Source organism: Bacillus sp. GS3m_15504 (assembly GCF_055825275.1).
On the sequence record NZ_JBVVNL010000001.1, the window covers coordinates 111,135 to 134,276 of the forward strand.

Annotated in this window: 24 protein-coding genes and 1 other annotated feature; of the genes, 15 read left to right on the forward strand and 9 right to left on the reverse strand. The window is 36.9% G+C overall.

Annotated elements, in window-relative coordinates; all coding sequences use genetic code 11:
• Positions 1–5: 5 nt before the first annotated feature.
• The 3 genes from AC0L0O_RS00690 to mnmL all read right to left on the reverse strand — a co-directional run bounded on the left by AC0L0O_RS00690 (position 6) and on the right by mnmL (position 2,544).
• Entirely contained in the window at positions 6–839 is an 834-nt protein-coding gene (locus AC0L0O_RS00690; protein WP_473785602.1) for an ABC transporter ATP-binding protein, read from the reverse strand.
• A 176-nt stretch (positions 840–1,015) separates the two neighbouring features.
• Positions 1,016–1,588 carry a tRNA 5-(aminomethyl)-2-thiouridylate-methyltransferase MnmM gene (gene mnmM, locus AC0L0O_RS00695; protein WP_000764477.1) on the reverse strand — a complete coding sequence of 191 codons (573 nt, stop codon included), beginning with the start codon at positions 1,586–1,588 and terminating at the stop codon, positions 1,016–1,018.
• Entirely contained in the window at positions 1,585–2,544 is a 960-nt protein-coding gene (gene mnmL, locus AC0L0O_RS00700; protein WP_473785603.1) for a tRNA modification radical SAM protein MnmL/YtqA, read from the reverse strand. The genes mnmM and mnmL overlap by 4 nt, the downstream gene beginning before the upstream one ends.
• Before the next feature lie 111 nt (positions 2,545–2,655).
• On the opposite strand from mnmL, the gene AC0L0O_RS00705 reads away from it, so the two are divergent.
• The 11 genes from AC0L0O_RS00705 to AC0L0O_RS00755 all read left to right on the forward strand — a co-directional run bounded on the left by AC0L0O_RS00705 (position 2,656) and on the right by AC0L0O_RS00755 (position 15,360).
• Positions 2,656–2,919, forward strand: coding sequence for a YtzC family protein (locus AC0L0O_RS00705; RefSeq protein WP_000840870.1), 264 nt, complete (start codon positions 2,656–2,658; stop codon positions 2,917–2,919).
• A gap of 15 nt (positions 2,920–2,934) precedes the next feature.
• Entirely contained in the window at positions 2,935–3,084 is a 150-nt protein-coding gene (locus tag AC0L0O_RS00710; RefSeq protein WP_001129338.1) for a hypothetical protein, read from the forward strand.
• Positions 3,085–3,220: 136 nt separating this feature from the next.
• Positions 3,221–4,243, forward strand: a complete 1,023-nt coding sequence (locus tag AC0L0O_RS00715) for a DUF418 domain-containing protein (protein WP_249711834.1) — start codon at positions 3,221–3,223, stop codon at positions 4,241–4,243.
• 256 nt (positions 4,244–4,499) lie between these two features.
• Complete coding sequence (locus AC0L0O_RS00720) at positions 4,500–5,261, forward strand: ABC transporter ATP-binding protein (protein ID WP_000165840.1); 762 nt, start codon at positions 4,500–4,502, stop codon at positions 5,259–5,261.
• 18 nt (positions 5,262–5,279) lie between these two features.
• Positions 5,280–7,139: an FtsX-like permease family protein gene (locus AC0L0O_RS00725; protein WP_000897750.1), complete on the forward strand. Its 1,860-nt coding sequence runs from the start codon at positions 5,280–5,282 to the stop codon at positions 7,137–7,139.
• A 347-nt stretch (positions 7,140–7,486) separates the two neighbouring features.
• Positions 7,487–8,053, forward strand: a complete 567-nt coding sequence (locus AC0L0O_RS00730; RefSeq protein WP_000454202.1) for a tyrosine-type recombinase/integrase — start codon at positions 7,487–7,489, stop codon at positions 8,051–8,053.
• A 34-nt stretch (positions 8,054–8,087) separates the two neighbouring features.
• Positions 8,088–8,585 (forward strand): cation:proton antiporter regulatory subunit, encoded by a 498-nt coding sequence (locus AC0L0O_RS00735; RefSeq protein WP_001026038.1) that lies wholly within the window; start codon positions 8,088–8,090, stop codon positions 8,583–8,585.
• 3 nt (positions 8,586–8,588) lie between these two features.
• A complete protein-coding gene (locus AC0L0O_RS00740; RefSeq protein WP_000380194.1) occupies positions 8,589–9,812 on the forward strand; it encodes a cation:proton antiporter in 1,224 nt (407 codons plus the stop codon).
• 327 nt (positions 9,813–10,139) lie between these two features.
• Complete coding sequence (locus AC0L0O_RS00745) at positions 10,140–11,333, forward strand: MDR family MFS transporter (RefSeq protein ID WP_042510808.1); 1,194 nt, start codon at positions 10,140–10,142, stop codon at positions 11,331–11,333.
• Between the two features lie 186 nt (positions 11,334–11,519).
• Positions 11,520–11,742: a binding site (T-box leader), on the forward strand.
• A gap of 65 nt (positions 11,743–11,807) precedes the next feature.
• Positions 11,808–14,216, forward strand: a complete 2,409-nt coding sequence (gene leuS, locus AC0L0O_RS00750) for a leucine--tRNA ligase (protein WP_000009448.1) — start codon at positions 11,808–11,810, stop codon at positions 14,214–14,216.
• A gap of 247 nt (positions 14,217–14,463) precedes the next feature.
• The gene (locus tag AC0L0O_RS00755; protein WP_473785604.1) at positions 14,464–15,360 is read left to right on the forward strand and encodes a hypothetical protein; all 897 of its coding nucleotides are present in this window, start codon (positions 14,464–14,466) and stop codon (positions 15,358–15,360) included.
• Positions 15,361–15,404: 44 nt separating this feature from the next.
• On the opposite strand, the gene AC0L0O_RS00760 is transcribed toward AC0L0O_RS00755, so the two are convergent.
• From AC0L0O_RS00760 to AC0L0O_RS00780, 5 genes are all read right to left on the reverse strand, one after another.
• A complete protein-coding gene (locus tag AC0L0O_RS00760; RefSeq protein WP_000180554.1) occupies positions 15,405–15,827 on the reverse strand; it encodes a pyrophosphohydrolase domain-containing protein in 423 nt (140 codons plus the stop codon).
• Between the two features lie 189 nt (positions 15,828–16,016).
• Positions 16,017–16,202, reverse strand: coding sequence for a hypothetical protein (locus AC0L0O_RS00765; protein ID WP_000038783.1), 186 nt, complete (start codon positions 16,200–16,202; stop codon positions 16,017–16,019).
• Positions 16,203–16,292: 90 nt separating this feature from the next.
• On the reverse strand, positions 16,293–17,372 hold the full coding sequence (gene gerHC, locus AC0L0O_RS00770) for a spore germination protein GerHC (RefSeq protein WP_429656290.1): 1,080 nt from the start codon (positions 17,370–17,372) through the stop codon (positions 16,293–16,295).
• A complete protein-coding gene (locus AC0L0O_RS00775) occupies positions 17,348–18,442 on the reverse strand; it encodes a spore germination protein (RefSeq protein ID WP_000049060.1) in 1,095 nt (364 codons plus the stop codon). The genes gerHC and AC0L0O_RS00775 overlap by 25 nt, the downstream gene beginning before the upstream one ends.
• Before the next feature lie 17 nt (positions 18,443–18,459).
• The gene (locus tag AC0L0O_RS00780) at positions 18,460–20,415 is read right to left on the reverse strand and encodes a spore germination protein (protein WP_473785605.1); all 1,956 of its coding nucleotides are present in this window, start codon (positions 20,413–20,415) and stop codon (positions 18,460–18,462) included.
• A gap of 152 nt (positions 20,416–20,567) precedes the next feature.
• Here AC0L0O_RS00780 and AC0L0O_RS00785 point away from each other — a divergent pair, with 152 nt between their 5' ends.
• A complete protein-coding gene (locus tag AC0L0O_RS00785) occupies positions 20,568–21,692 on the forward strand; it encodes a homoserine O-acetyltransferase family protein (RefSeq protein ID WP_001167649.1) in 1,125 nt (374 codons plus the stop codon).
• Between the two features lie 49 nt (positions 21,693–21,741).
• Here the strand turns inward: AC0L0O_RS00785 and AC0L0O_RS00790 are convergent, their stop codons facing one another.
• Positions 21,742–21,924 carry a hypothetical protein gene (locus AC0L0O_RS00790; protein ID WP_000171893.1) on the reverse strand — a complete coding sequence of 61 codons (183 nt, stop codon included), beginning with the start codon at positions 21,922–21,924 and terminating at the stop codon, positions 21,742–21,744.
• Between the two features lie 200 nt (positions 21,925–22,124).
• Between AC0L0O_RS00790 and AC0L0O_RS00795 the strand changes: the two genes are divergently transcribed.
• From AC0L0O_RS00795 to AC0L0O_RS00805, 3 genes are all read left to right on the forward strand, one after another.
• A complete protein-coding gene (locus tag AC0L0O_RS00795; protein ID WP_473785606.1) occupies positions 22,125–22,430 on the forward strand; it encodes a rhodanese-like domain-containing protein in 306 nt (101 codons plus the stop codon).
• 77 nt (positions 22,431–22,507) lie between these two features.
• Positions 22,508–22,732 (forward strand): spore germination protein, encoded by a 225-nt coding sequence (locus AC0L0O_RS00800; RefSeq protein WP_000512460.1) that lies wholly within the window; start codon positions 22,508–22,510, stop codon positions 22,730–22,732.
• Between the two features lie 20 nt (positions 22,733–22,752).
• On the forward strand, positions 22,753–23,076 hold the full coding sequence (locus AC0L0O_RS00805; RefSeq protein ID WP_001110865.1) for a hypothetical protein: 324 nt from the start codon (positions 22,753–22,755) through the stop codon (positions 23,074–23,076).
• The last annotated feature ends 66 nt before the right edge of the window (positions 23,077–23,142 follow it).

A 23,142-nucleotide genomic window follows, 5' to 3' on the forward strand; every position in this document is an offset into this window, starting at 1 on the left:
TCGATTTAAAAGTTAGGTTGTAGCAGTGTGATAGATGCTTTTTTATGTAATAAAAACTGAAGTATGTCATTGGTATATTCTTTTTCGGTGTGCAATTGAATAAGGTTTTGATTTGAATTGTGTGCAACGTGTATAAATCCTAATTGCTTTCGTAGTTCTATCGCTGAAAATGTGTCGTGAACGATTGCCTCAATATAGACTTGTTCTGCTCCTTTTTGCGCAGAGATATTTTCTGCAATTGTATAATTTGCTAACGTCACAATTCTATCGGCGAAGTTTTCTAGTAGCTGTTTTTCGTGACATGTGAAGAGTATAGATATACCTTGTTGTTTTAATGAGAGTAAAATATGTTCTAATTCTTGCTGAGAGTTAGGATCGAGTCCAGAAAGGGGTTCGTCCAAAATTAATAAATGTACGTCCGTAAGTAATGCTTGCATAATACCTGTTTTTTGTTTCATGCCCTTTGAAAAGTTTCGTACAACAGAATGTCTTGCATGATGTAAATGAAAAGATTCCAGAAGCATCGGAATTTTATCTTTTACATATTTTGTTGATAAACCGTGAATGTGGCCCAGATGATATAGATAATCTTCTAATGTAAAACGAATCCCTTCAGGAAAATGTTCAGGTACATAACCGATTTGTATATGTTCTTTTCTTTGAATTGTCCCTGCCGTAGGTGAAATAAAGCCTGCAATTATTTTGAGTAGAGTACTTTTTCCAGTCCCGTTCCCGCCAATAATAGCGAGCGCTTCTCCTTCTGGAATGGATAAATCAATGTTGTCTAGTATAAGTGATTTGCCATATTTCTTTTGAATTCCCCTTAGTTCTACTAGCAAAGTTCTATCCTTCTTTCTTTAAATAGTATATATATCCATTATATAGGAGAATAACAAAAAGACGTGCAATGAGCGCACGTCTTTTTTTGTTATCTTTTGTCGATAAGTCGATATATCGAAAAAATCGTTGATATATCCCGAGTTACGATAGATATAATTAAGAAATCGTTGATATATTATCGTTTCTCAATCGCCACAATAAATGGCGGGTTATTTTGCTGGTTAATGAAGCCGTATCGCAGTACGTGTGCTTGTTTTTGGTCTAGTTCTTCGGCAAATTTGAGAACAGCGTCGCGTTCTACTTGTCCTTCTGGGTGTCCGTGGTAAATGACAAGGACGATGATACCTTCAGGTGCCATTACTTCTAATAATTGTTCAATTGCCGAAATTGTTGAGTTCGGTTTTGTAACGATATGCTTGTCTCCGCCTGGAAGGTAACCTAAGTTGAAGATTGCGCCTGTTACTTTTCCCTTTGCATCTTCTGGTAATACGGATAGCAGTGTATCGTGACTATCGTGAACTAAAACAGTACGTTCGAAAAGTTCTTTTTCTTTTAAACGGGTCGTTGAGCTTTCAATTGCTTCTTTTTGAATATCAAATCCAAATACTTTTCCGCTATCTCCAACGATTTCAGCTAGGAAGCAAGTGTCATGACCGTTTCCTAAAGTTGCATCTACAGCGTAATCGCCTTCTTTAACAGCCGTTTGCAGAAGCGAGCGAGCAAACGGTAATACACGTTCTAATTTCATTTTTGTTTCTCCTCATTTGCATATTTTCCTTGCCAGCTTCCGCGGCGCACAAATTCTGCATCGATGGAATTTAATACTTCCCATTTATTTAAGCTCCACATTGGACCAATCATTAAATCAGGTGGACCGTCACCTGTGATGCGGTGCACAATTACGTCTTCTGGAATAATTTCAAGTTGGTCAACAACAAGACTTACGTAATCCTCAAGAGAAAGGAACTCGAGTTGTCCTTTTTCATATTGTTTCACCATTGGCGTTCCTTTTAATAAATGAAGTAAATGAATTTTAATTCCTTGTATGTCAAGCTTCGCTACTTCGCGAGCTGTTTCCATCATCATGTCGTAATTTTCAAGGGGAAGACCGTTAATAATATGAGAGCAAACTCGAATGCCATGTTTGCGTAATTTATTTACACCTTCCATATAAGACGGATAATCGTGAGCGCGGTTAATAAGGTTTGCAGTACGTTCATGAACAGTTTGTAGTCCGAGTTCAACCCAAAGGTATGTGCGTTTATTTAAGTCCGCTAAATATGCAACGACATCGTCCGGTAAACAATCTGGGCGAGTTGCGATAGAAAGACCAACAACGTCTTTTTCAGCTAGAAGCGGTTCGAATTTTTCTTTTAACACTTCAAGTGGTGCATGTGTATTTGTGTACGCCTGGAAATAAGCGATACATTTTCCGTCTTTCCACTTTGAGCGCATTTTTTCTTTCATTTCATGATATTGCGTTATAACATCATCGCGGCGATCGCCAGCGAAGTCACCAGATCCAGCAGCACTGCAAAATGTACAACCGCCATAAGCAACTGTACCGTCACGGTTCGGGCAGTCGAAGCCAGCATCTAATGAAACTTTAAAGATTTTTTCACCAAATTCATTTCGTAAATGGTAATTCCATGTATGATAACGTTTATTGTCGTTCGTATATGGAAAAGGGTTTTGAACCTTCATTACTTTCCCTCCTAAGCCGAGTCAAAATGAAACAAAATCCATTATAACATACTCATAAGGTTCATATGGAAGGGACACACTAAAGGGGAATTGAAGCAAGGAGGGACAATTATGGCAGAGCGTCAATCACTTGAATCGTATATTACACAAGCGGAACAAGCGGTGGAATATGCGAAAGAACAATTAGACCAAGGCATGAGACAAGAGCATTACAATACGATGGAGTATTCGGATGCGCAGTTACAATTAGAACAAGCGTATAACGATTTACAAACGATGCAACAACATGCGAATGATGAGCAACGTGAGCAATTAAATAGAGCACGCATGGCAATTCGCCAACTGCAACATCAAATGATTATTACACCGCGCTAATAAGGAGTGAATGTAATGGCGAAACGTTCAGATCAAAATAACCCAGAGCAAAAAACGCAAAATGGACATAACGCAGAGTTTTCAAATGAATTTGATCCAATTGTTCAAGTAAAACAGCGTAATAGTAAAAAAGGACAACCGCAAAAATCGAAACAATCAGAGTAAACCAGGTCGCAATATGACCTGGTTTTATTTTGCTATATGACAATAATGTAAGATTGCTGTAAGGTTTACCGATAGTTGTAAAATCACATTTCCAGTAGAGTAAGGGAGGATTATATTTTAGACAAGGAGTTGCTTTATGGGGAACAATATTACAAATAAACGAATTGATGAGTTAGATTACATTCGTGGCTTCGCATTACTGGGGATTATTTTAGTAAATATTCTTGCACTACTTAACATTAAAATTCCAGATCCTAATACAGTAGATGCCAGCTATCAAAGGTTTCTATACTTATTTGTAGAGGGTCGTTTCTTCTCAATTTTCTCATTCTTATTTGGAGTAGGATTCTATATCTTTATTTCTAGAGCAATTGCAAAAGGGAAGAATGGATACGTTCTATTTCTACGCCGTTTAGTTGCACTATTTATTTTCGGCTTGATTCATCAAATGTTTCAGCCTGGAGAAGCATTAACGTTATATGCAATTTGCGGATTAATCGTTTTACCGTTTTATAAAGCGAAAAAAGAAGTGAACTTAGTTATTGGTCTTATTTTAACAATTGCTTTTAGCGTAATGGGTGCTAAAGAACTATTACCACTTGGCTTAATTTTATTAGGGCTTGCTGCAGGGCAATATCGTGTATTTGAAAATCTCACGCAGAACATAAAGAAAGTCGCTATTTTTACAGGTATTATGTTTGTTTTAAGTGTCGTAGCTGTATGGTATCAATACGGACACGTGCCTGCTGATCCATTTGTAAATATGATACTAATGAATGAAGACGGAACAATGGATGCTGCAAGCCAATTTTTAAAAATTGGTGTTACAGTGGGACCTATTATTTCAGCTTTCTATGTTGGAGCATTAATTTTATTACTACAATTAAAACTAGTTCAAACATTGTTAGCACCACTGAAATATTATGGCCGTATGGCATTAACAAATTATATCGGACAAACTGCAATAATTTTAATTGCAGGCAGTGTATGTAACTTTGCAGGAAATTTAACTTACATGCAGACGTTATATGTGTGTATTGCAATTTATGCAATTCAAATTGTGTTTAGTGTAATTTGGATGAAAATCTTTAAAATGGGTCCATTAGAATGGATTTGGCGTGTTATTACGTACTGGACGGTAACACCTTTAAAGAAATAAAGAGAGAAGTGGGCTGTTCCTTTTGTGGAACAGCCTATTTGTATTGTCAGCTTTTGTCGATAAGTCGATATATTTTGAAAATCGCTAATATAATTTCATTTACCGATTTACTATGTCACTAGTAGTAAAACCCAAGCTTACAAACACACCTTTTTTATCTTACAAAAGTGTAAGGTAATTGTAATGTTAACAAATAGCAGTTCAGCTCCAAAAGGCGCAAAATAGGTAATGGAAAAACAAGCGTAGGAGGATATATATGACGAAACCAGTTGTAGACGTGAAAAACGTTCAAAAAGTGTACGGTAAAAAAGGTGAGAACCAATCACACGCATTAAAAGGTGTATCATTCTCAATTCAAGAGGGTGAGTTTGTTGGCATTATGGGACCATCTGGTTCTGGTAAAACGACATTATTAAATGTAATTTCAACGCTTGATAAAGCAACAGGCGGCGTTGTTGAAATTGCGGGTACGGACATTACGAAAATGAAACAAGGTGAGCTTTCTGATTTCCGCTCGCAAAAATTAGGATTCATCTTCCAAGACTTTAACTTATTAGAGAACTTATCTATTTACGAAAACATCGCATTGCCACTTTCACTTCAAGGTGTTCCATCACGTAATATTGGGCCGAAAGTAGAAAAAGTAGCAGATATGTTAGGCATTTCAGCAATTCTTCAAAAGTATCCATCTGAAGTATCTGGTGGACAAAAGCAACGTTCAGCAGCAGCGCGCGCTTTAGTACATGAGCCAGCTATTATTTTAGGGGACGAGCCAACAGGAGCGCTTGATTCTAAAAATGCGACGAGTTTACTTGATGCGATGACAAACTTAAATCAAGAGCAAGGCGTATCTATTATGATGGTTACTCACGATCCGTTTAGTGCAAGTTACTGTCAGCGTATTTTATTCATTCAAGATGGTGAGCTATATAAAGAAATTCACCGAGGTGGTACACGTGAAGAGTTTTATAAAGAAATTTTAGATGTGCTAGCAGACTTAGGCACACAAAAAGCGTAAGAAAGGAGGTTCTAAGGCATGTTATTTAAACTTTCCATGTCAGGGCTAAAAAGTAAGCTGAAAGATTATATCGTCTTACTTGTTGGTCTTGTCATGTCGATTTCAATTTTTTATATGTTCCAAACGTTAGCGTTAAACGAAGCCTTCCTTAAGGAAAATTCTACGATTGGCCAAATTGGATTTGTATTCCAAGCAGGTTCATTTTTACTGGCTATTATAACGTTCTTCTATATTCTATATGCGAACTCTTTCTTACTATCTCTTCGTCAAAAAGAGTTTGGTATGTATATGATGTTAGGAGCGAAAAAACATAAAGTTACATTACTTATGTTTATTGAAACAATCGTATTAGGCGCTGCGTCTCTTGCGATCGGTATTATAGTTGGTGTAGGACTTGCAGAAGGTATCGGACAGCTATTAATGAAACAATTAGAATTTGCTGGTAAAGGCTATAAAGCATTTTACCTGCCATCTATGACTGTTACGTGCATCTTCTTCTTTGCACTATTTGTATTATCAGCAATTATGAACAGTATTAAATTATCACGTATTTCTGTACTGCAACTTGTACATGCAGACGCACAAACAGAACGTGTTGCGGTAAAAGGAAAAATGACAGGTTTAATAGCATTCCTTGCGGTTATTTTATTAGGCATTGGCTATGCATCAATGATTTACATGGCAAAACTAAGAGAAATGGGAATCCTTATTGCATTAATTACAACAACAGCTGGTACTTACATGCTATTTGGATCACTTCTTCCCGTTATTATTAAAAAGTTAAAAGGTAATAAAAAGCGTAGTGAAAAAGGACTTAACGCTTTTACATTTGCACAATTAAACTTCCGTATTAATAGTTTAACGAAAGTGCTTGCAACGGTAGCAATGTTAGTTGCGCTTGGAGCAGGTGCAATTTCAGGTGGTATGGCGTTTAAAAATAACGCTATCAAACTGTCTGATGGTTTAGTAATCTATGATTCAGTTGTTCATAATCCTACAGCTGAAGAAAAGAAAATTTTAGACGGTATTACATTTAAAGAAAAAAATGAATATCGCTACAAAGTTGATGATAAATACGTTTATTATGTAAAAGAAGATCTAGAAAAAAATCGTCCTTTCGTAAAAGATATGACAAATATGAAGTCGATGAAGGATTTAGTGAATACAAAGAAGGTTTCACAAGAACTACCAGTAGGCGCAGTTTCTAGAGAAATGAATGAAAAAGATGCGAACGCTAAAGAAATGCCAGAAGAATGGAACGAGGCTTTTAGAACAATCCAGCCATTCTACGTACATGAAGATCATGCAATTAAAATTGTAGATCAAAAATTATACGATACTGTAAATGGTAAAGAAGGTATAGCATTTATCGGAAAAGCAGATGATTTCTTAGCATATACAAAAGAATGGAAAAAACTTGACGAGTTGCAGCTAGATAAATATAAAAATGTAAAAGCTGAAAGATTAGATAGTAAATATCAAACTTACGACATGTTATACGGCGTTGCAAGCGGAACAGTGTTTATGGGATTCTTCCTTGGAATTGCTTTCTTAGCAATGATGGCAAGCTGTCTCATGTTTAAAATTCTTTCTGGTGCATCAAAAGATATTACGCGTTATCAAATGCTTCGTAAAATCGGTGTGCGCCGTGAATTATTAACGAAATCCATTTATAAAGAGTTATTCTTAGTATTCTTATTCCCAGCAATTGTAGGTATTGCTCACGTATTAGTTGGTATGAATATTTTTGGATTTATTTTAATCGATCCGTACTTCCGTATTTGGGTACCAATTGTAATTTTCGTAGTTATTTACACGATTTATTACTTCATTACCGTTCAATTATATAAAGGAATTGTTCTTCCGAAAGAAGATTGATAAAAAACCGAGCGAAACTGCTCGGTTTTTGTTATTTTCAGAAAAAACACTTTAATGTTACTGAAATATATAATATAGTATAAATAAGTAACATAATATAAAAGTAGAAGCAGCTGGAAAATGAAAGGAGGAATCCGATCAGTAAAAAGAGACTGAACCTTTATCCCCACATTTTTTCTAACCACACCGCATTTGTACAATCGTAAGTTTCCACATTAAAAATTGCTGAAACCACAAAAGTATATTGTAAAAATAATGGATAATACATGGAAATCTCATAGCGTGATAAGGTAAAATGGACAACATGATGAGAAAATTACCGTTCATAAGATGAGGAGAATACATGTATGGAAGTTGTAGAGGCATTAAAAGATATAAGCCAAATTGAGGCGATGAAAAAGTATTTAAAAGAGCACTCGCAGCGAGATTATCTTTTATTTGTTATTGGAATTAACACAGGATTAAAAATTACTGAGCTACTTAGTATGAAATTTGAAGATGTATTACATGAAGATGGAACTGTTAAAGAGTTTTATTCTCTTCCTGTGAAGGATGAAAAGTTTAAACAAGATATTTATTTAAATACAAAAGTAAAAGAAGCACTTTTAGAGTATGTACAATCTATTGATGTGAAAAGAGAAAACTACGTATTTCAATCTAATAAAACGACAAATTCAATTACGCGTCAACAAGCGTATCGTGTAATTCATAATGCTGCTGAAGCGGTTGGGATTGTTGGTAAAATCGGAACAAACTCAATGAGAAAAACGTTTGGATTTCATGCATACAAAAGAGGGATAGCAATTGCACTATTGCAAAAGCATTTTCATCACGCAACGCCATCAGAGACGCTCAAGTATTTAGGAATCTCAAAAGATGAAGAATTTAAAACAGAGATTGATGTTGATTTGTAAAAGCCGTAACTAAAAAACTTTAGGAGGCGGGAATATGAATATTCGAGAGAGTGAATTACCGGGCATTGGATGTAAATTTGAAGTAATTACAAAAGGCAATGAAAAGCTGGTTATTGTTATTCACGATGATGGCCGAAGAGAAATGTATCATTTTGATGCAGATCATGATGAAAGTATTTCAAGTATTTCTCTTCGTGATTCGGAAGCGAGACAAATTGCAGCTATATTGGGCGGAATGGTATATAGACCACAAGCATTAGATACGATTGAAATGGCTTTTGAAGGATTATCAATTGAATGGTTTAAGGTGGAAAATCATGCACCAGTCGTACAAAAAACAATTGGTAGCTTACATGTCAGAAAAACATATAACGTAACGATTATTGCTATTTTAAAAAAGAATATGAAGAAATTCTTTAATCCAGGACCAGACTCTATTATTGAAGCTGGCGATATGCTTGTGTTATCGGGCGCGAGACATGAAGTGAAAAGAATTATTAATGAATTGCTTTCAGCAGGAGGTGATTCATAATCGATGGATACTTTAATCTTTGAAGTTGGAACTGCGTTAGTATTAGTAGCTTTTGCAGCTATCCTCGCTGCGAAGTTAAAGTTTTCGATTATTCCGTTTCTCATTATTCTTGGTATGTTAGTGGGGCCGCATGCCCCTGATTTAGGACTTATCGATTTAAGGTTTATTGAAAGCGGAGAAGTTATTTCCTTCCTCGGCCGCGTTGGCGTCATATTCCTCCTATTCTACTTAGGTTTAGAATTCTCAATAAAAAAATTAATTAAATCAGGAAAATCAATTGCTTTTGGGGGGACTGTCCACATATCACTTAATTTCCTATTAGGTTTGCTTTATGGATATGTGATGGGCTTCCCCTTATTAGAGACGTTAATTATTGCTGGAATCATTACAATTTCATCAAGTGCAATTGTTGCAAAAGTCATTGTTGATTTAAGAAGATCTGGTAATAAAGAGACGGAGTTGATTTTAGGAATCATTATGTTTGATGATATCTTTTTAGCGGTATATTTATCAGTCGTTTCAGGATTAGTACTCGGAGGGGCAACGTCATTTGCAGGTGCTCTTACGTCGGTGTTAATTGCAGTAGGGTATATGCTCCTATTTTTTGTAATCGCTAGAAAAGCTACGCCGTTTTTAAATAAAGTATTAGATATTTCGTCTAACGAAATTTTCATAATCGTAATATTTGCTATTTTATTCTTCGTAGCAGGATTTTCCGAAACAATTCATGTTGCGGAAGCGATTGGAGCTTTATTATTAGGACTCGTCTTTTCTGAAACGGAGCATAGCGATCGAATTGAAAAGCTCGTCGTCCCATTCCGTGATTTCTTTGGAGCCATATTCTTTTTCAGCTTCGGTTTAAGTATAGATCCATTTTCGCTTGGAGGCGCAGTATGGTTGGCATTAGGAGCAGTTTTCATTACTCTCATCGGTAATTTTACTGCTGGAATGATTGCGGGGCGTAAAGCCGGGTTATCCCATAAGGCTTCTACGAATATAGGCTTAACACTCGTATCACGCGGAGAGTTCTCCATTATTGTAGCAAATATCGGGATTGCGGGTGGCTTAATGGCAGCGATTAAACCGTTCTCTGCACTGTACGTTTTAATATTAGCATCGTTAGGACCGTTATTAACGAAAGAGTCTGGGAGAATATACTCTCTACTAGATAAGTTGTTTAAATGGAGTGCTAAAGAACGTGCAAAGCGAGAAAAAGAAGTTGGGTAATATATAAAGAGGCTGCATGAAGTTCATGCAGCCTCTTTATATATTGTTATTGTTGTCGTTTTTTGTCGGTAAGTCGATATATTCTAATAATCGCTGATATATTGCAAGTTGCGCCGATATAATTTGATAATCGCTGATATATTTCGAGTTGCGCCGATATATTTCCAAAATCGCTGATATATTTTCAAGTGGCAATCAATATAATTTCATTTACCGCAAAGCCATTATCTGAATTTCATCAACTATTAATCAGTTGCCTTCCTATTTAAAAACGACTACAATTTTACTGTTATAGATGAACGAAAAAATAGAATAGGAGGGGAGACTATGCCAAGGAAAGTATGGCTATTAGTAGCTGGGATGATTATTAATGTCACGGGTGCTTCTTTTTTATGGCCTTTTAATACAATTTATTTGCATGATCACCTAGGAAAATCTTTATCTGTGGCCGGAATGGTATTAATGATCAACTCGCTTACTGGTGTAATCGGAAACTTGCTCGGTGGTGTTTTATTTGATAAATGGGGCGGTTATAAATCAACTTTAGTAGGGATTGTGATTACACTTGTATCGATTTTAGGTCTTGTGTTCTTCCACGGTTGGCCGTTATATGTTGTTTGGCTAGCGTTAATCGGCTTTGGTTCTGGAATGGTCTTCCCATCGATGTATGCGATGGTAGGTACGGTTTGGCCAGAGGGCGGAAGACGAGCATTTAATGCGATGTATGTTGGACAAAACGTTGGTATTGCGATTGGAACAGCGTGTGGTGGATTAGTTGCATCGTATCGTTTTGATTATATTTTCTTAGCAAACTTTATTTTATACTTTGTATTCTTCTTAATTGCTTTTATTGGATTCCGTGGTATGGAAGACAAGAAAGAGCCAGGAGTGCAAAAAGAAGTTGAAGCGAAAAAAGGTTGGTCGCTTACACCTGGATTCAAAGCACTTCTTATTGTATGTGTAGCATATGCTTTATGCTGGGTTACATACGTACAGTGGCAAGGGGCGATTGCAACACATATGCAAGAGTTAAATATTAGTCTTCGTCACTATAGTTTATTATGGACGATAAACGGAGCGATGATTGTTTGTGCCCAGCCGCTAGTTAGTATGTTAATTCGCTGGATGAAGCGTTCGTTAAAACAACAAATTATGATTGGTATTCTTATTTTTGCAGTGTCATTCATTGTATTAAGTCAAGCGCAGCAATTTACGATGTTCCTCGTTGCGATGGTAACATTAACAATTGGTGAATTATTTGTATGGCCGGCAGTTCCAACGATTGCAAATATACTTGCGCCAAAAGATAAGTTAGGGTTTTATCAAGGTGTTGTAAATAGTGCGGCGACTGTAGGAAAAATGTTCGGGCCGGTCGTTGGCGGAGCAATTGTTGATTTATATAATATGGAAGTATTGTTTATAGCAATCATGGTAATGCTTGTAGTAGCGCTTATCGCAACGAGCATTTATGATAAACGAGTAAAAGTAGAAGAAACAGTTGAAGAAAAAATTGCAGTTTAGTTTGACGGAACATGTTAACATGTTTTAGAATATATTTAAATAAAACAACCTTTGGAACAAGGGAGATAGCTCGGGTGTCTTAAGACGAATTCGTTAGTTAATAAGAGTAACGATTAACCGAGAAGCCCTGCTTTAAGTAAGCTCTTATGAGATACGAGGCGGAGGTAGTTCACTTAACTCATATTTGTAATAACAGTGAGAAGGAGTAGTAGTAATAGAAGCTGGTTTAGAGAGTTGACGGTCGGTGCAAGTCAATCCACGTTTCGTTATGAACTCGCCTTTGAGTTGCAGTTGTGAAACTAATAGTAGCAATTGCCGTTAATCCACGTTACGGATCTAAGCGAATGTATATTTTTTGTACATTAATTTAGGGTGGTACCGCGGGAATCTATAACCTCTCGTCCCTTTCTAGGGATGAGAGGTTTTTTGTATTTTGGGCGGTGAAAATAAATAGAATTTTAAGGAGGGTATCTCATGAGCTTTAATCATCAAGAAATTGAGAAGAAGTGGCAAGGGTACTGGGAAGAGAATAAAACATTCCGTACGCCAGATGAGACAGAAAAACCAAAATTTTATGCACTAGATATGTTCCCATATCCATCAGGTGCAGGCCTACACGTAGGACATCCAGAAGGTTATACAGCAACGGATATTTTATCTCGTATGAAGCGTATGCAAGGGTATAACGTTCTTCATCCAATGGGATGGGATGCATTCGGTCTTCCAGCAGAGCAATATGCACTTGATACTGGAAACAGCCCGGCTGAATTTACAGAGCATAATATTAATACGTTCCGTAACCAAATTAAATCATTAGGTTTCTCTTACGATTGGGACCGTGAAGTAAATACAACAGATCCAAACTACTACAAGTGGACACAATGGATCTTCCTAAAACTATTTGAAAAAGGCTTAGCTTACGTTGATGAAGTACCTGTAAACTGGTGCCCAGCACTTGGTACAGTACTTGCAAACGAAGAAATCATTGACGGTAAGAGTGAGCGCGGTGGACATCCAGTTGAGCGTCGTCCGATGAGACAGTGGATGTTAAAAATTACAGCTTACGGAGATCGTCTATTAGAAGATCTAGACGAGCTTGATTGGCCAGAAAGCTTAAAAGATATGCAACGTAACTGGATCGGTCGTTCTGAAGGTGCAGAAGTACACTTCAACATCGACGGTACAGATGAGAAGTTCACAGTTTTCACAACGCGCCCTGATACACTATTTGGTGCAAGCTACTGTGTACTTGCTCCGGAACATGCGCTTGTTGCTGACATTACAACTGCTGATCAAAAAGAAGCTGTAGAAGCTTACATTAATTCTGTAAAAATGAAGAGTGATCTAGAGCGTACAGAACTTGCGAAAGAGAAAACTGGTGTATTCACTGGTGCTTATGCAGTTAACCCAGTAAATGGTGAGAAATTACCAATCTGGATCGCTGATTACGTTCTTGCAACTTACGGAACAGGTGCTGTAATGGCGGTTCCAGCTCACGATGAGCGTGACTATGAATTTGCATCAACGTTCAATCTTCCAATGAAGGAAGTTGTAAAAGGTGGAGATATTACGAAAGAAGCATACACAGGTGATGGTGCTCACGTAAACTCAGCATTCCTTGATGGTTTAAATAAAGAAGAAGCAATCGCAAAAATGATTGAATGGCTTGAAGTAACGAGCGCAGGAAATCAAAAAGTAACATACCGTCTACGTGACTGGTTATTCAGCCGTCAACGTTACTGGGGTGAGCCAATTCCAGTAATTCACTGGGAAGATGGCACAATGACAGCTGTGAAAGAAGAAGAATTACCATTAGTTCTTCCGAAAACAGAAAACATCCGTCCTTCAGGTACAGGTGAATCACCACTTGCTAACATTGACGAGTGGGTAAATGTTGTTGATCCTGAGACTGGTAAAAAAGGTCGTCGTGAAACAAATACAATGCCGCAATGGGCTGGTAGCTGCTGGTATTACCTACGTTACATCGATCCAAACAACAGCGAAGCACTTGTAGATCCTGAAAAAGTAAAACAATGGCTTCCAGTTGATATTTATATCGGTGGTGCAGAACACGCTGTACTTCACTTACTATATGCTCGTTTCTGGCATAAAGTATTATACGATATCGGTGTAGTTCCAACGAAAGAGCCGTTCCAACAATTATTCAACCAAGGTATGATTCTAGGTGAAAACAACGAGAAAATGAGTAAATCAAAAGGTAACGTTGTAAACCCTGATGATATCGTAGCAAGCCACGGTGCAGATACACTTCGTCTATACGAAATGTTCATGGGACCATTAGATGCTTCAATCGCTTGGTCTGAAAATGGTCTTGATGGAGCACGTCGTTTCCTAGATCGCGTATGGCGCCTATTCGTTCAAGATAACGGTGAATTAAGTGAGAAAATTACTGATGCACCAAATAAAGATCTTGAAAAAGCTTACCACCAAACAGTCAAGAAAGTAACAGAAGACTATGCAGAGCTTCGCTTCAACACAGCGATTTCTCAAATGATGGTGTTCATCAACGATGCATACAAAGCTGAAACACTTCCGAAAGAATATGTAGAAGGTTTCGTAAAAATGATTGCACCAGTTGCACCTCACATCGGGGAAGAGCTATGGAGCAAACTTGGATACAATGAAACAATCACATATGCAAGCTGGCCAACATTCGATGAGTCTAAACTTGTAGAAGATGAAGTTGAAATCGTTGTTCAAGTTATGGGTAAAGTTCGCGCAAAACTAACAATGAGTAAAGACGCATCAAAAGACGAAATGGAAAAACTTGCACTTGAAGCAATTCAAGACCAAATCGAAGGAAAAACAGTTCGTAAAGTAATTGTAGTTCCTGGAAAACTTGTTAACGTTGTTGCAAACTAATTCATTCTAAATAAAAGCTCAGAGTATTTATGCTCTGAGCTTTTTTGTGTAGAAAATAATTTCTGGATCAGCTTCATCTAAATTTTCAACTATTCCACTACGTATAAAACCGTTCGCGTTAAATACTTTCTGCATACTTTCATTCGTTGAAGAAAAGAAGCGGAATTCCAATACAGACAAACACCTATTTTTTTATATGAAATATGATAAAAAAGGTAGGCTAAATTGAGTAGAAGAGGTGAAAGGAATGAAAGGGATGGACAATAATGCACCACACGGTTTTTTCGGAGGTGGATCGGATAGTTATGAACAAATGATGTTAATGGGTGGAGCTGGTCAACAAGGATATGGCGGAATTCCGAGCTGGATGGGTGGATCACCTGGAGGGTTTTCAACATCAGTAGCTGGCGTACAAACAGGAATGCCTACATCAATGGGGGGCTTTTCGACATCAGGGGCTGGAATGCCTACAGTAACAGGAGGCTTTCCAACATCAGTAGCTGGCGTACAGACAGGATTTCCGGTAACAGGAGTAGGTGTTGTAGCTGGAGGAATAGGTGGTTTTCCGCAAGTTATTCATGGTCATCATGGACATCACCACCATCAAGGTCACCACGGTCATCAAGGCCACCATCATCATCAAGGTCACCACGGTCATCAAGGCCACCATCATCACCAAGGTCACCATGGTCATCATGGCCACCATCATCACCAAGGTCACCACGGTCATCAAGGCCACCATCATCACCAAGGTCACCACGGTCATCAAGGCCACCATCATCACCAAGGTCACCACGGTCATCATGGGCATCATCAACAACAAGTACATCACCACGGCCATCATCATATACATCCACAGGCTATTCTTTATCAAACTCATCAAGGTCACCAAGGCCACCAAGGCCACCATGATCATCACGGTCACCACGGTCATCAAGGCCACCACGGTCAACATGGTCACCACGGCCAACACAGTCAACAGCACCAACAGCACCAACAGCACCAACAGCACCAACAATATCAACAATATCAACAACAATCTTCACCTTGGGCAGGTGGAATTGGAGCAGGGGCAGCGGGGGCAGCGGCAGGAGCGGCTAGTATTAGTGGAGCAGCAGGGCACGCTGGACACGTGGGTCATTAATACACCACAGGAAAAAAGACATAATAAAAAACTGCTAGGAGTTCCTAGCAGTTTTTTTCAGCTTCTTGGCGTTGACGTTCGATTTCAGCACGAAGTTGTGGTTCTGGTGCTTGCCAGCCTTCAGGTTTTAGAATTTTCCCGTCACCTTCGCGGAATCGAGGTTTCCCGTCTGGGAATAGTTTTGCCATGTTTGCATTATTTACAATTTCGAATCCTTTATCAGGACGTACGCCCATTTCGGCAAACGTGCCGAATGCAAAGTAAATAAGATCAATTAGTGCATCGTATTGATCTTCAACAGTCGTTGCTTCTAGAAATTCTTCTAGCTCTTCTTGCATAAAACTCGCACGGATTTTTGCACGTTCTTCTGTTAATTTTGTTGGAGTATTTGTCACAGGATGTCCGAATACTTCATGCATTTTTGCAACAAGTTCGTACCCTTTATCTAAACCTTTTTCGTTTGTCATGTTGTTTCATCCTTTCTCGCTTAGTGCCGAATCTCATTGTAACATAAGCTGATTATGAAATGAAAAGGGACTGTTTAAAAGTTTCATCTTTTAGTTAAGATAGGGAAATATTATATCGACTAAACGACAAAACATAATCCATTAATAAAAGAAAGCCATCCCGGAATACTTTTGGGACAGCCCTGTTCGCTATTCTTCTTTTTTTATTAAAATAGATAAAATAAGATCGATGCCAAACATACCAACGAGCAACATTGGTATAACGACAAGTAAATAACGTGTGAAGGAAACATTTTTTAAATATGTATGAGCAAATAAAAAGACGCCGAGAAATAAAATACCATTTAAAATAGGCTTTACTAATTTTTTAGACATAAGCTCCCCCATAAATATCTTCTCTCTCTATCTAAAATAAAAACTCCTCTTTCCGTTGTATCATGCCGGGGAGAGGAGTTCAATCATTTCTCATTCAATCACACCAGAATTTGTAATATTTACGGTGTATTTTATAGTAACTGGAACATCTTTGTACATTTGTCTCCATTCTTCTAATTTGAATGGGCGATAATGTTGTTTATATTTAGCTCCTAGCCCAAGAGGATCGACGCCTAAAGATTTAAGGTGCTTAATTAACTTAGCAGCTTGTTTATCTAATTGTTTTTGGACATCTTTTTCAATGTTTTTTGTGTTCTTGTTATTTTCTAAGTTAATTTGTTTTGATAGTTCTTGAATACGTGCATCAAGACGGACGTGAATGAAAAAGGAAGGCTTCCCGTTTTTAATTTTTATATCGTAAGTTGGAACAGAACGAATATTATTAATCATTACGTACGCAGAATCTGTTTTAAATTCATGTGAATCTAATTTATGTTTCTCTAATAGTCCTTTAAAGATGAACATATCTTTTTCCGCAATTTTACCGATATATTTGTCCTTTTTAAAAAGACCAATACCGGTAATTTTTATTTTATCCCCATGTTTTTTTAAAATTGGAATATAGTAGTCTTGCCCCTCTTGATAATAGCGAAATGCTCCTATATGTAGATTATCCGCTGGTAAAGGTCCGGTCTCCATATTATGTTCTAGCAATTTTTTTATATAAATTGCAACGTTGTATGAAGTCGAATATTTGCCTTTTAAAAGTTCAGTACCATTCCCATCTAATAAAGCTGCATATAAAGCGTTCCCTATATTCACATCTCGAAGTAATGTATCGAATGAAGTAGACATTCCTTTTTTTGCAAGTTTTATCGTATATAGAGCGACACGCATTTGCCCACTAGCAAAAGGTTGAGAAGATTCTAACGATGTGTCTGCTTTTACTTGTTTTACCGCATTTGCAGTTCCTTCAAAAACTTGAACTTTATTTCCTTTTTTCTGAATGGGACAAACGAATGTTACTTTTACTTTATTATCCTTTGCTGTATCAAAAACGGTTCCTTGAATCAGTTGTACATCATCGATAATATTTTTTTGTAAACATCCAGTTAAACTAAAAAGAGCTATACAAGAAATAAGTACTAATTTGCTTTTGATTTTTTCCATTTTCTTTTCACCCACACAATAATAAATAGGATTGGGATGTATACGTAAATGAGCCAAAAACTAACCTTCGATGCATTACTAATAAAGTTATTAATATCTTGTCTGTTTGTTAAAAGTTGCGAAACAATGAGAGTGATAATGATAAAAGCGATTAAAATACCTCTTTGTTTTACACGGAATATTTCATGCGTTGCTCTCATTGACGCCCATAAAGGGAGGATAAAACTTGAAATAATAACGAGTGCATAGCCTGAAATTGCGATATATTCGAGTCTTTCTATAAATGGTAATTGAATGACTTGGGTCATAGAAAGTTGGGCCCATATCGTTTTTAACAATTGTTTTTCACTAAAAAATGCAAAGGCTAAAAGGGTGCTAAATAGATATAGAAGATTTGAAAATAGTGCTCCAAGCTGAGCGTATTTATGAGATTGCATAGGCTTTTTAACAAATGGATACACCATGAGGTAAATCTCAAAACCGGTCATACTGTAGATTGACAGTTGAGCGGATTTTAAAATGTCTGAAAAAGAATGTGTAAATATAGGGAGTAAGTTGTCCCAATGTGAGTATTTCAAAACAAATAGGCTCAGAAACAAATACCCAATTGTACCACCGACAGAGATGACACAAATGCCAGTAATGACACGAAATCCAGAAGAGATAATGTAATAGCTAACTAAGCACAAAAAGAGTGTTAACATAAAGGTGGAAGCGGTAGGAAACATCCATACTTGAATAATTTCGACATACGTTCGAATAACGGAAATACTAACGATTAAAAAATAAGCTGCAAAAATGATATTAAAGACATTCCCTATCCACTTTCCAAACGTTTGCCTTTGTAAATCAATTAAATTTCCATTTGTTTCTTTTAATAAAAAATACATCATCCATATAAGGAGATGGATACAGAGTCCTGTGATTAGAACGCCCATCCATCCGTCGTATCCAGCGGCCTTTGCGATGATTCTAGCGAAGCCGAGAACGCCAGCTCCAAACTGTGCACCGTGAATTAAGAAGAAAACGAAGATAGGAGATATTTGATATTTTTCTTGAACTTTACTCATCGAATGCACCTCATTTCTTAATCATCAAAGTCCGATCTATGTTTTGTTGAAATTCCTTTTGCTGATTTTTTTACATGCTGTGGCCTTGCTTGTACATCTCTTGTATCAATCATTGTTAAAGGAAAACGAATCCAAGAATCTTTAACAGATTGTTGTCTTGTTGGATAAAACAAAGCGTATGGTTTACGTAAGGAAGTAAGTCTAAATAGATGAGTAAATAAAAAGATAAACCCAAGAGAAATCCCGAAAAGTCCTCCTATTTCTGCAAATATGAGAAACGGGAAGCGTAGTAATCGAACCGCATTCCCCATTTTATAAATAGGTGTAATAAAGGAAGCGAGTGCTGATAAGGCGACGATAATTAATAAAATATTACTCGTTAAACCAGCTTGTACAGATGCTTGTCCGATTACGATACCGCCTACAATACCGAGCGTTTGACCAACTTTCATCGGTAACCTCGCCCCAGCTTCTCTCAATAAGTCGATTGCGAGTTCTAAAAAGAGAGCTTCAATTAAAGGTGGGAATGGTACTTGTGCCCTTGATAAAATTAAAGTTTCAAGTAAATCACTTGGAATGAGTTCATAATGATAATTTAAAACTGCAACGTATAACGGTGTAGCGCATATCGAGAATAGAACGGCGATAAGGCGTAAAATCCTTGAAAATGTAGCGTATAGCCAAGAGACGTTGTAGTCTTCTGGTGAAATGAAAAAATCGAAATAGGATACAGGTGTTAATAAAACACTTGGAGAACCGTCCACAAAAATAGCGATTTTTCCATCGATTAATGCTTTTGTAACTCTATCAGTGCGTTCTGTATTGATATAAAGAGGAAAAATCGACTTTTCTCCCATCAATTCTTGTATATAAGCACTATCATTAATTTGATCATATTCAAGAGCACGTAATGATTCCTCGAGAAAATCTACATTATCTTTTTCAGCGAGATTGTCTAAATACATCATGACAACTTTTGTTTTGGAAAACTCACCGACAATCATTTCTTTTGTTTGTAAATCTAAAACAGGAAGACGTTTTCGAACTAAATTAATATTTGTGTCAATGTCCTCTACAAAACCTTCTTGCGGACCAATAACAGTCGATTCATTTAAAGGTGGAGTTGGTGCACGATAATTATCAATTGCAATATTTGCGAGCATACATTTTTGATCTTGTTGATTTACTTGAACAATCGCATGTCCCTTTAAAACCATGTCCTCAATTTTTTGTAAATCGTTTGTAATTGTAATGCCGCTCATTGGAATATGCTCCTTCAGCTCTTCTAGTGATGCGTTAGGTCGTTCTAAAAGAGTAGGCATTAAATACTTTTGCAATTTCTCACCATCAAGTGAAGGACGATAGTAAGAAATCCAATAAGGCATCGTTTCATCGTCAGATGTATGATAATTCACAAAATCACTAGACTTTTTCAGTTTCTCTATTAAATCTTGTAAAGAATGAATACGATCTTTTTCTGGTTTCGAAAAATCATAAATACTATTACCTTTAGAATTTTGTTGCTTATCCTGATCTGAGTTGTCTTGTTTAGAGTGTTGCTGTTGCCCCTGATCGGAGTCGTTCTGCTTAGAATGATTCTGTTGCCCTTGATTCGAATCGCCTTGCTTAGAATGATTCTGTTGCCCTTGATTCGAGTCGTCTTGCTTAGAGTGTTGCTGTTGCCCCTGATCGGAGTCGTTCTGCTTAGAATGATTCTGTTGCTCTTGAGAAGATTCATCTTGTTTAGCACTTTGTTGCTGATTTTGATTCGATTGATTTTGCTGCTTATCTTGAGAAGAGTCCTTGTGTTCCTCTTTTTTTTGCTCGCTATTGTTACCTTTATTATGTTTCGTACTTCTAGTCTGTTCTTTGTTGTCATCCTCTTGATTGTTAGGTTTTTGCTCCGAATTATCTGTTTCGTTTTTCTCTGTTGTATTTGATTTTTTTTTCTTACGTAGCCAATTCCAAATCATATGTATGCCCTCTTTGATTGTGTAATATAGTGCTATTTTGTGGCTAATTTTGTATATTATTCATTCATTTATGAAAAGAAGGAGGAGATTGGTTTGCATAGAAAAAATCCTTTAGTAAGCAGTTCATACTATAACGAGAAGAGGGCGAGTCTGTGCAAATTGTAAAAAAGGAGAATTTTATTTTAAAAGAGTTTACATTTGAAAATGGTAGGGAAATTCCTGTTCAAATGGGGTATGAGACGTATGGTACTTTAAATAGAGAAAGGTCAAATGCGATTTTGGTTTGTCATTATTTTAGTGCAACTAGTCACGCGGCAGGAAAATATACAGCGCATGATGAAGAGTCTGGCTGGTGGGATGGTTTAATTGGACCGGGCAAAGCAATTGATACAAATAAATACTTTGTTATATGCGCTGATAATCTTTGTAATGTGCAGGTGAAGAACACTTATGTAATTACAACGGGACCGAAATCGATTAATCCGAAAACTGGAGATGAATATGCGATGGACTTTCCGGTTTTTACATTTCTTGATGTAGCTCGTATGCAATATGAGTTAATAAAAGATATGGGAATCCCAAGGTTATACGCTGTAATGGGACCATCAGCTGGCGGGATGATTGCACAGCAATGGGCTGTTCATTACCCTCATATGGTAGAGCGGATGATTGGTGTTATTACGAACCCACAAAATCCAATTATTACGTCGGTAAATGTAGCGCAAAATGCAATTGAGGCTATCCGCCTGGATCCAAGTTGGAAGAGCGGGAAATATGGAGAAGAGCAGCCAATGAAGGGGCTTCAGTTAGCAAATAGAATGATGTTTATGAATGCGTTTGATGAGCATTTTTATGAAACAACCTTCCCTCGTAATAGTATAGAAGTAGAACCGTATGAAAAGGTTTCTTCATTAACATCATTTGAGAAAGAGATAAATAAATTGATATATAGAAGTATAGAGTTAGTAGATGCAAATTCGTGGATGTACACTGCGAAAGCAGTTTTATTACATGACATTGCGCATGGATTTTCGTCTTTAGAAGAGGCGCTGTCTAATGTAGAAGCAAATGTACTTATGATTCCGTGTAAACAAGATTTGCTTCAGCCGTCACGTTATAATTATAAAATGGTAGACCTATTGCAAAAACAAGGGAAGTATGCGGAAGTATATGAGATAGAAAGTATAAATGGGCATATGGCGGGAGTATTTGATATTCATTTATTTGAAAAGAAAGTGTATGAGTTTTTAAATCGGAAAGTATCTAGTTTTGTGTAGAAAATAAATGATGTGAAAAAGGTGCAATGTATGTAGTAGGCACCTTTTTTTACATGATTTGTAGACGGAAAATATATGTGGCAATTGCTATACCGAAGAATGCAATACTAAGTAATAGAAATAAGAATGACATTTCTTGTGGTGATTTTATCTTTTTATTATTTTTCATACTAAGTGCAATAATTGCAGCGAGTAAGAACACAATGCTCATAATGAAAAGAAAAAGTGTCATTTTAATCGACTCCCTTCATAAAACAAGTATATTGAGGATACAATGCACGAGTTATGTTTGTAAAGAATAAGTTTTGCGAGAAAATTGAGAAATAAATTCTCCGTTCTTTGCGTTCTTTCTTTCGCATGCTAAAATTGATGAGGAATGATTATTCAAGGAAGAAACTAAAGGTTTTTATTGTATATAAGGAGGAACGGAATATGACAGAAGTGAAAACAATTACTACAGAAGAAGTGCAAGAGCGTTTAGAAAACGGAGAAACGTTATTTTTAGTAGACGTAAGAGAAGATGAAGAAGTAGCAACAGGGAAAATTCCAGAAGCTGTACATATTAAAATGGGCGATATCCCAAATAAAGTAGATTTCTTTGATAAAGAGAATGAATATATCTTTATTTGTCGCTCGGGAATGCGCAGTGAAAATGTATGCCATTATTTAAATGAGCAAGGCTTTAAAACAGTGAACATGCTTGGCGGTATGCTTCAATATGAAGGAGAAATTAAATAAGTAGTTTAAAAAACTTGAAACGTGTTTGTTTCAAGTTTTTTTCTTTTGCATACAGTGTACAAAAGGGGGATAGGTAAATGGGGATTAACTTGCGGAAAGTAAAAATTATAAATAATATAGGGGCTGTTAATGTCGGCGATTGTTATGATATCTCACCTTTAGCTGTAGCAAAAGTATATGCAGGTGCTGGGGGATCGAGTGCGGCTATCTTTTTAAATGGAAAAAGACAGCCAGAAGCGGTGATTAGAACATCAGTATTTCTTCCACCATTAGCAACGAGTACACGTACATTAGGTTCATAGAGGAAAGGTAGAGTGTGATTATGCCTGCTCATATAAAAGAGTTTGTTATTGTGAATAACACTGGGAATATATTTACCGGTGATAATTTGAGTGATACTTCATTTACTGCTACGAAATCGTATAGTGGTTCGATGGGATGCACTTGGATCGACGTTGTTACAGTAATAGGGACGGAGACAAAACTTTGTTTACAGCCTGGAGATTCGGTGACGACAACATATACAAGAGGCACTCCTGCTGGTACTGTAACAGGAACAAATATGGGGCAAAGTGTAAATACATCGGGTATAGCACAAGCTGTCCCGAATACAGATAATATGGATTCAACTGCGGGACTCCCTTAAGAAATTAGGGGAGTCTTTATTTGGAAAAAGAGCTTATGTTACATAAAAACAGGAGTAATTGTTTTA

Coding starts and splice junctions, on each gene's coding strand:
- AC0L0O_RS00725 (WP_000897750.1), top strand. CDS start 5,280: ATGTTATTTAAACTTTCCATGTCAGGGCTAAAAAGTAAGCTGAAAGAT.
- AC0L0O_RS00805 (WP_001110865.1), top strand. CDS start 22,753: ATGCCTGCTCATATAAAAGAGTTTGTTATTGTGAATAACACTGGGAAT.
- AC0L0O_RS00760 (WP_000180554.1), bottom strand. CDS start 15,827: ATGACAAACGAAAAAGGTTTAGATAAAGGGTACGAACTTGTTGCAAAA.
- AC0L0O_RS00740 (WP_000380194.1), top strand. CDS start 8,589: ATGGATACTTTAATCTTTGAAGTTGGAACTGCGTTAGTATTAGTAGCT.
- gerHC (WP_429656290.1), bottom strand. CDS start 17,372: ATGGAAAAAATCAAAAGCAAATTAGTACTTATTTCTTGTATAGCTCTT.
- AC0L0O_RS00795 (WP_473785606.1), top strand. CDS start 22,125: ATGACAGAAGTGAAAACAATTACTACAGAAGAAGTGCAAGAGCGTTTA.
- AC0L0O_RS00775 (WP_000049060.1), bottom strand. CDS start 18,442: ATGAGTAAAGTTCAAGAAAAATATCAAATATCTCCTATCTTCGTTTTC.
- AC0L0O_RS00735 (WP_001026038.1), top strand. CDS start 8,088: ATGAATATTCGAGAGAGTGAATTACCGGGCATTGGATGTAAATTTGAA.
- AC0L0O_RS00710 (WP_001129338.1), top strand. CDS start 2,935: ATGGCGAAACGTTCAGATCAAAATAACCCAGAGCAAAAAACGCAAAAT.
- AC0L0O_RS00765 (WP_000038783.1), bottom strand. CDS start 16,202: ATGTCTAAAAAATTAGTAAAGCCTATTTTAAATGGTATTTTATTTCTC.
- leuS (WP_000009448.1), top strand. CDS start 11,808: ATGAGCTTTAATCATCAAGAAATTGAGAAGAAGTGGCAAGGGTACTGG.
- AC0L0O_RS00790 (WP_000171893.1), bottom strand. CDS start 21,924: ATGACACTTTTTCTTTTCATTATGAGCATTGTGTTCTTACTCGCTGCA.
- AC0L0O_RS00715 (WP_249711834.1), top strand. CDS start 3,221: ATGGGGAACAATATTACAAATAAACGAATTGATGAGTTAGATTACATT.
- mnmM (WP_000764477.1), bottom strand. CDS start 1,588: ATGAAATTAGAACGTGTATTACCGTTTGCTCGCTCGCTTCTGCAAACG.
- AC0L0O_RS00720 (WP_000165840.1), top strand. CDS start 4,500: ATGACGAAACCAGTTGTAGACGTGAAAAACGTTCAAAAAGTGTACGGT.
- AC0L0O_RS00755 (WP_473785604.1), top strand. CDS start 14,464: ATGAAAGGGATGGACAATAATGCACCACACGGTTTTTTCGGAGGTGGA.
- AC0L0O_RS00800 (WP_000512460.1), top strand. CDS start 22,508: ATGGGGATTAACTTGCGGAAAGTAAAAATTATAAATAATATAGGGGCT.
- AC0L0O_RS00705 (WP_000840870.1), top strand. CDS start 2,656: ATGGCAGAGCGTCAATCACTTGAATCGTATATTACACAAGCGGAACAA.
- AC0L0O_RS00780 (WP_473785605.1), bottom strand. CDS start 20,415: ATGATTTGGAATTGGCTACGTAAGAAAAAAAAATCAAATACAACAGAG.
- mnmL (WP_473785603.1), bottom strand. CDS start 2,544: ATGAAGGTTCAAAACCCTTTTCCATATACGAACGACAATAAACGTTAT.
- AC0L0O_RS00730 (WP_000454202.1), top strand. CDS start 7,487: ATGGAAGTTGTAGAGGCATTAAAAGATATAAGCCAAATTGAGGCGATG.
- AC0L0O_RS00745 (WP_042510808.1), top strand. CDS start 10,140: ATGCCAAGGAAAGTATGGCTATTAGTAGCTGGGATGATTATTAATGTC.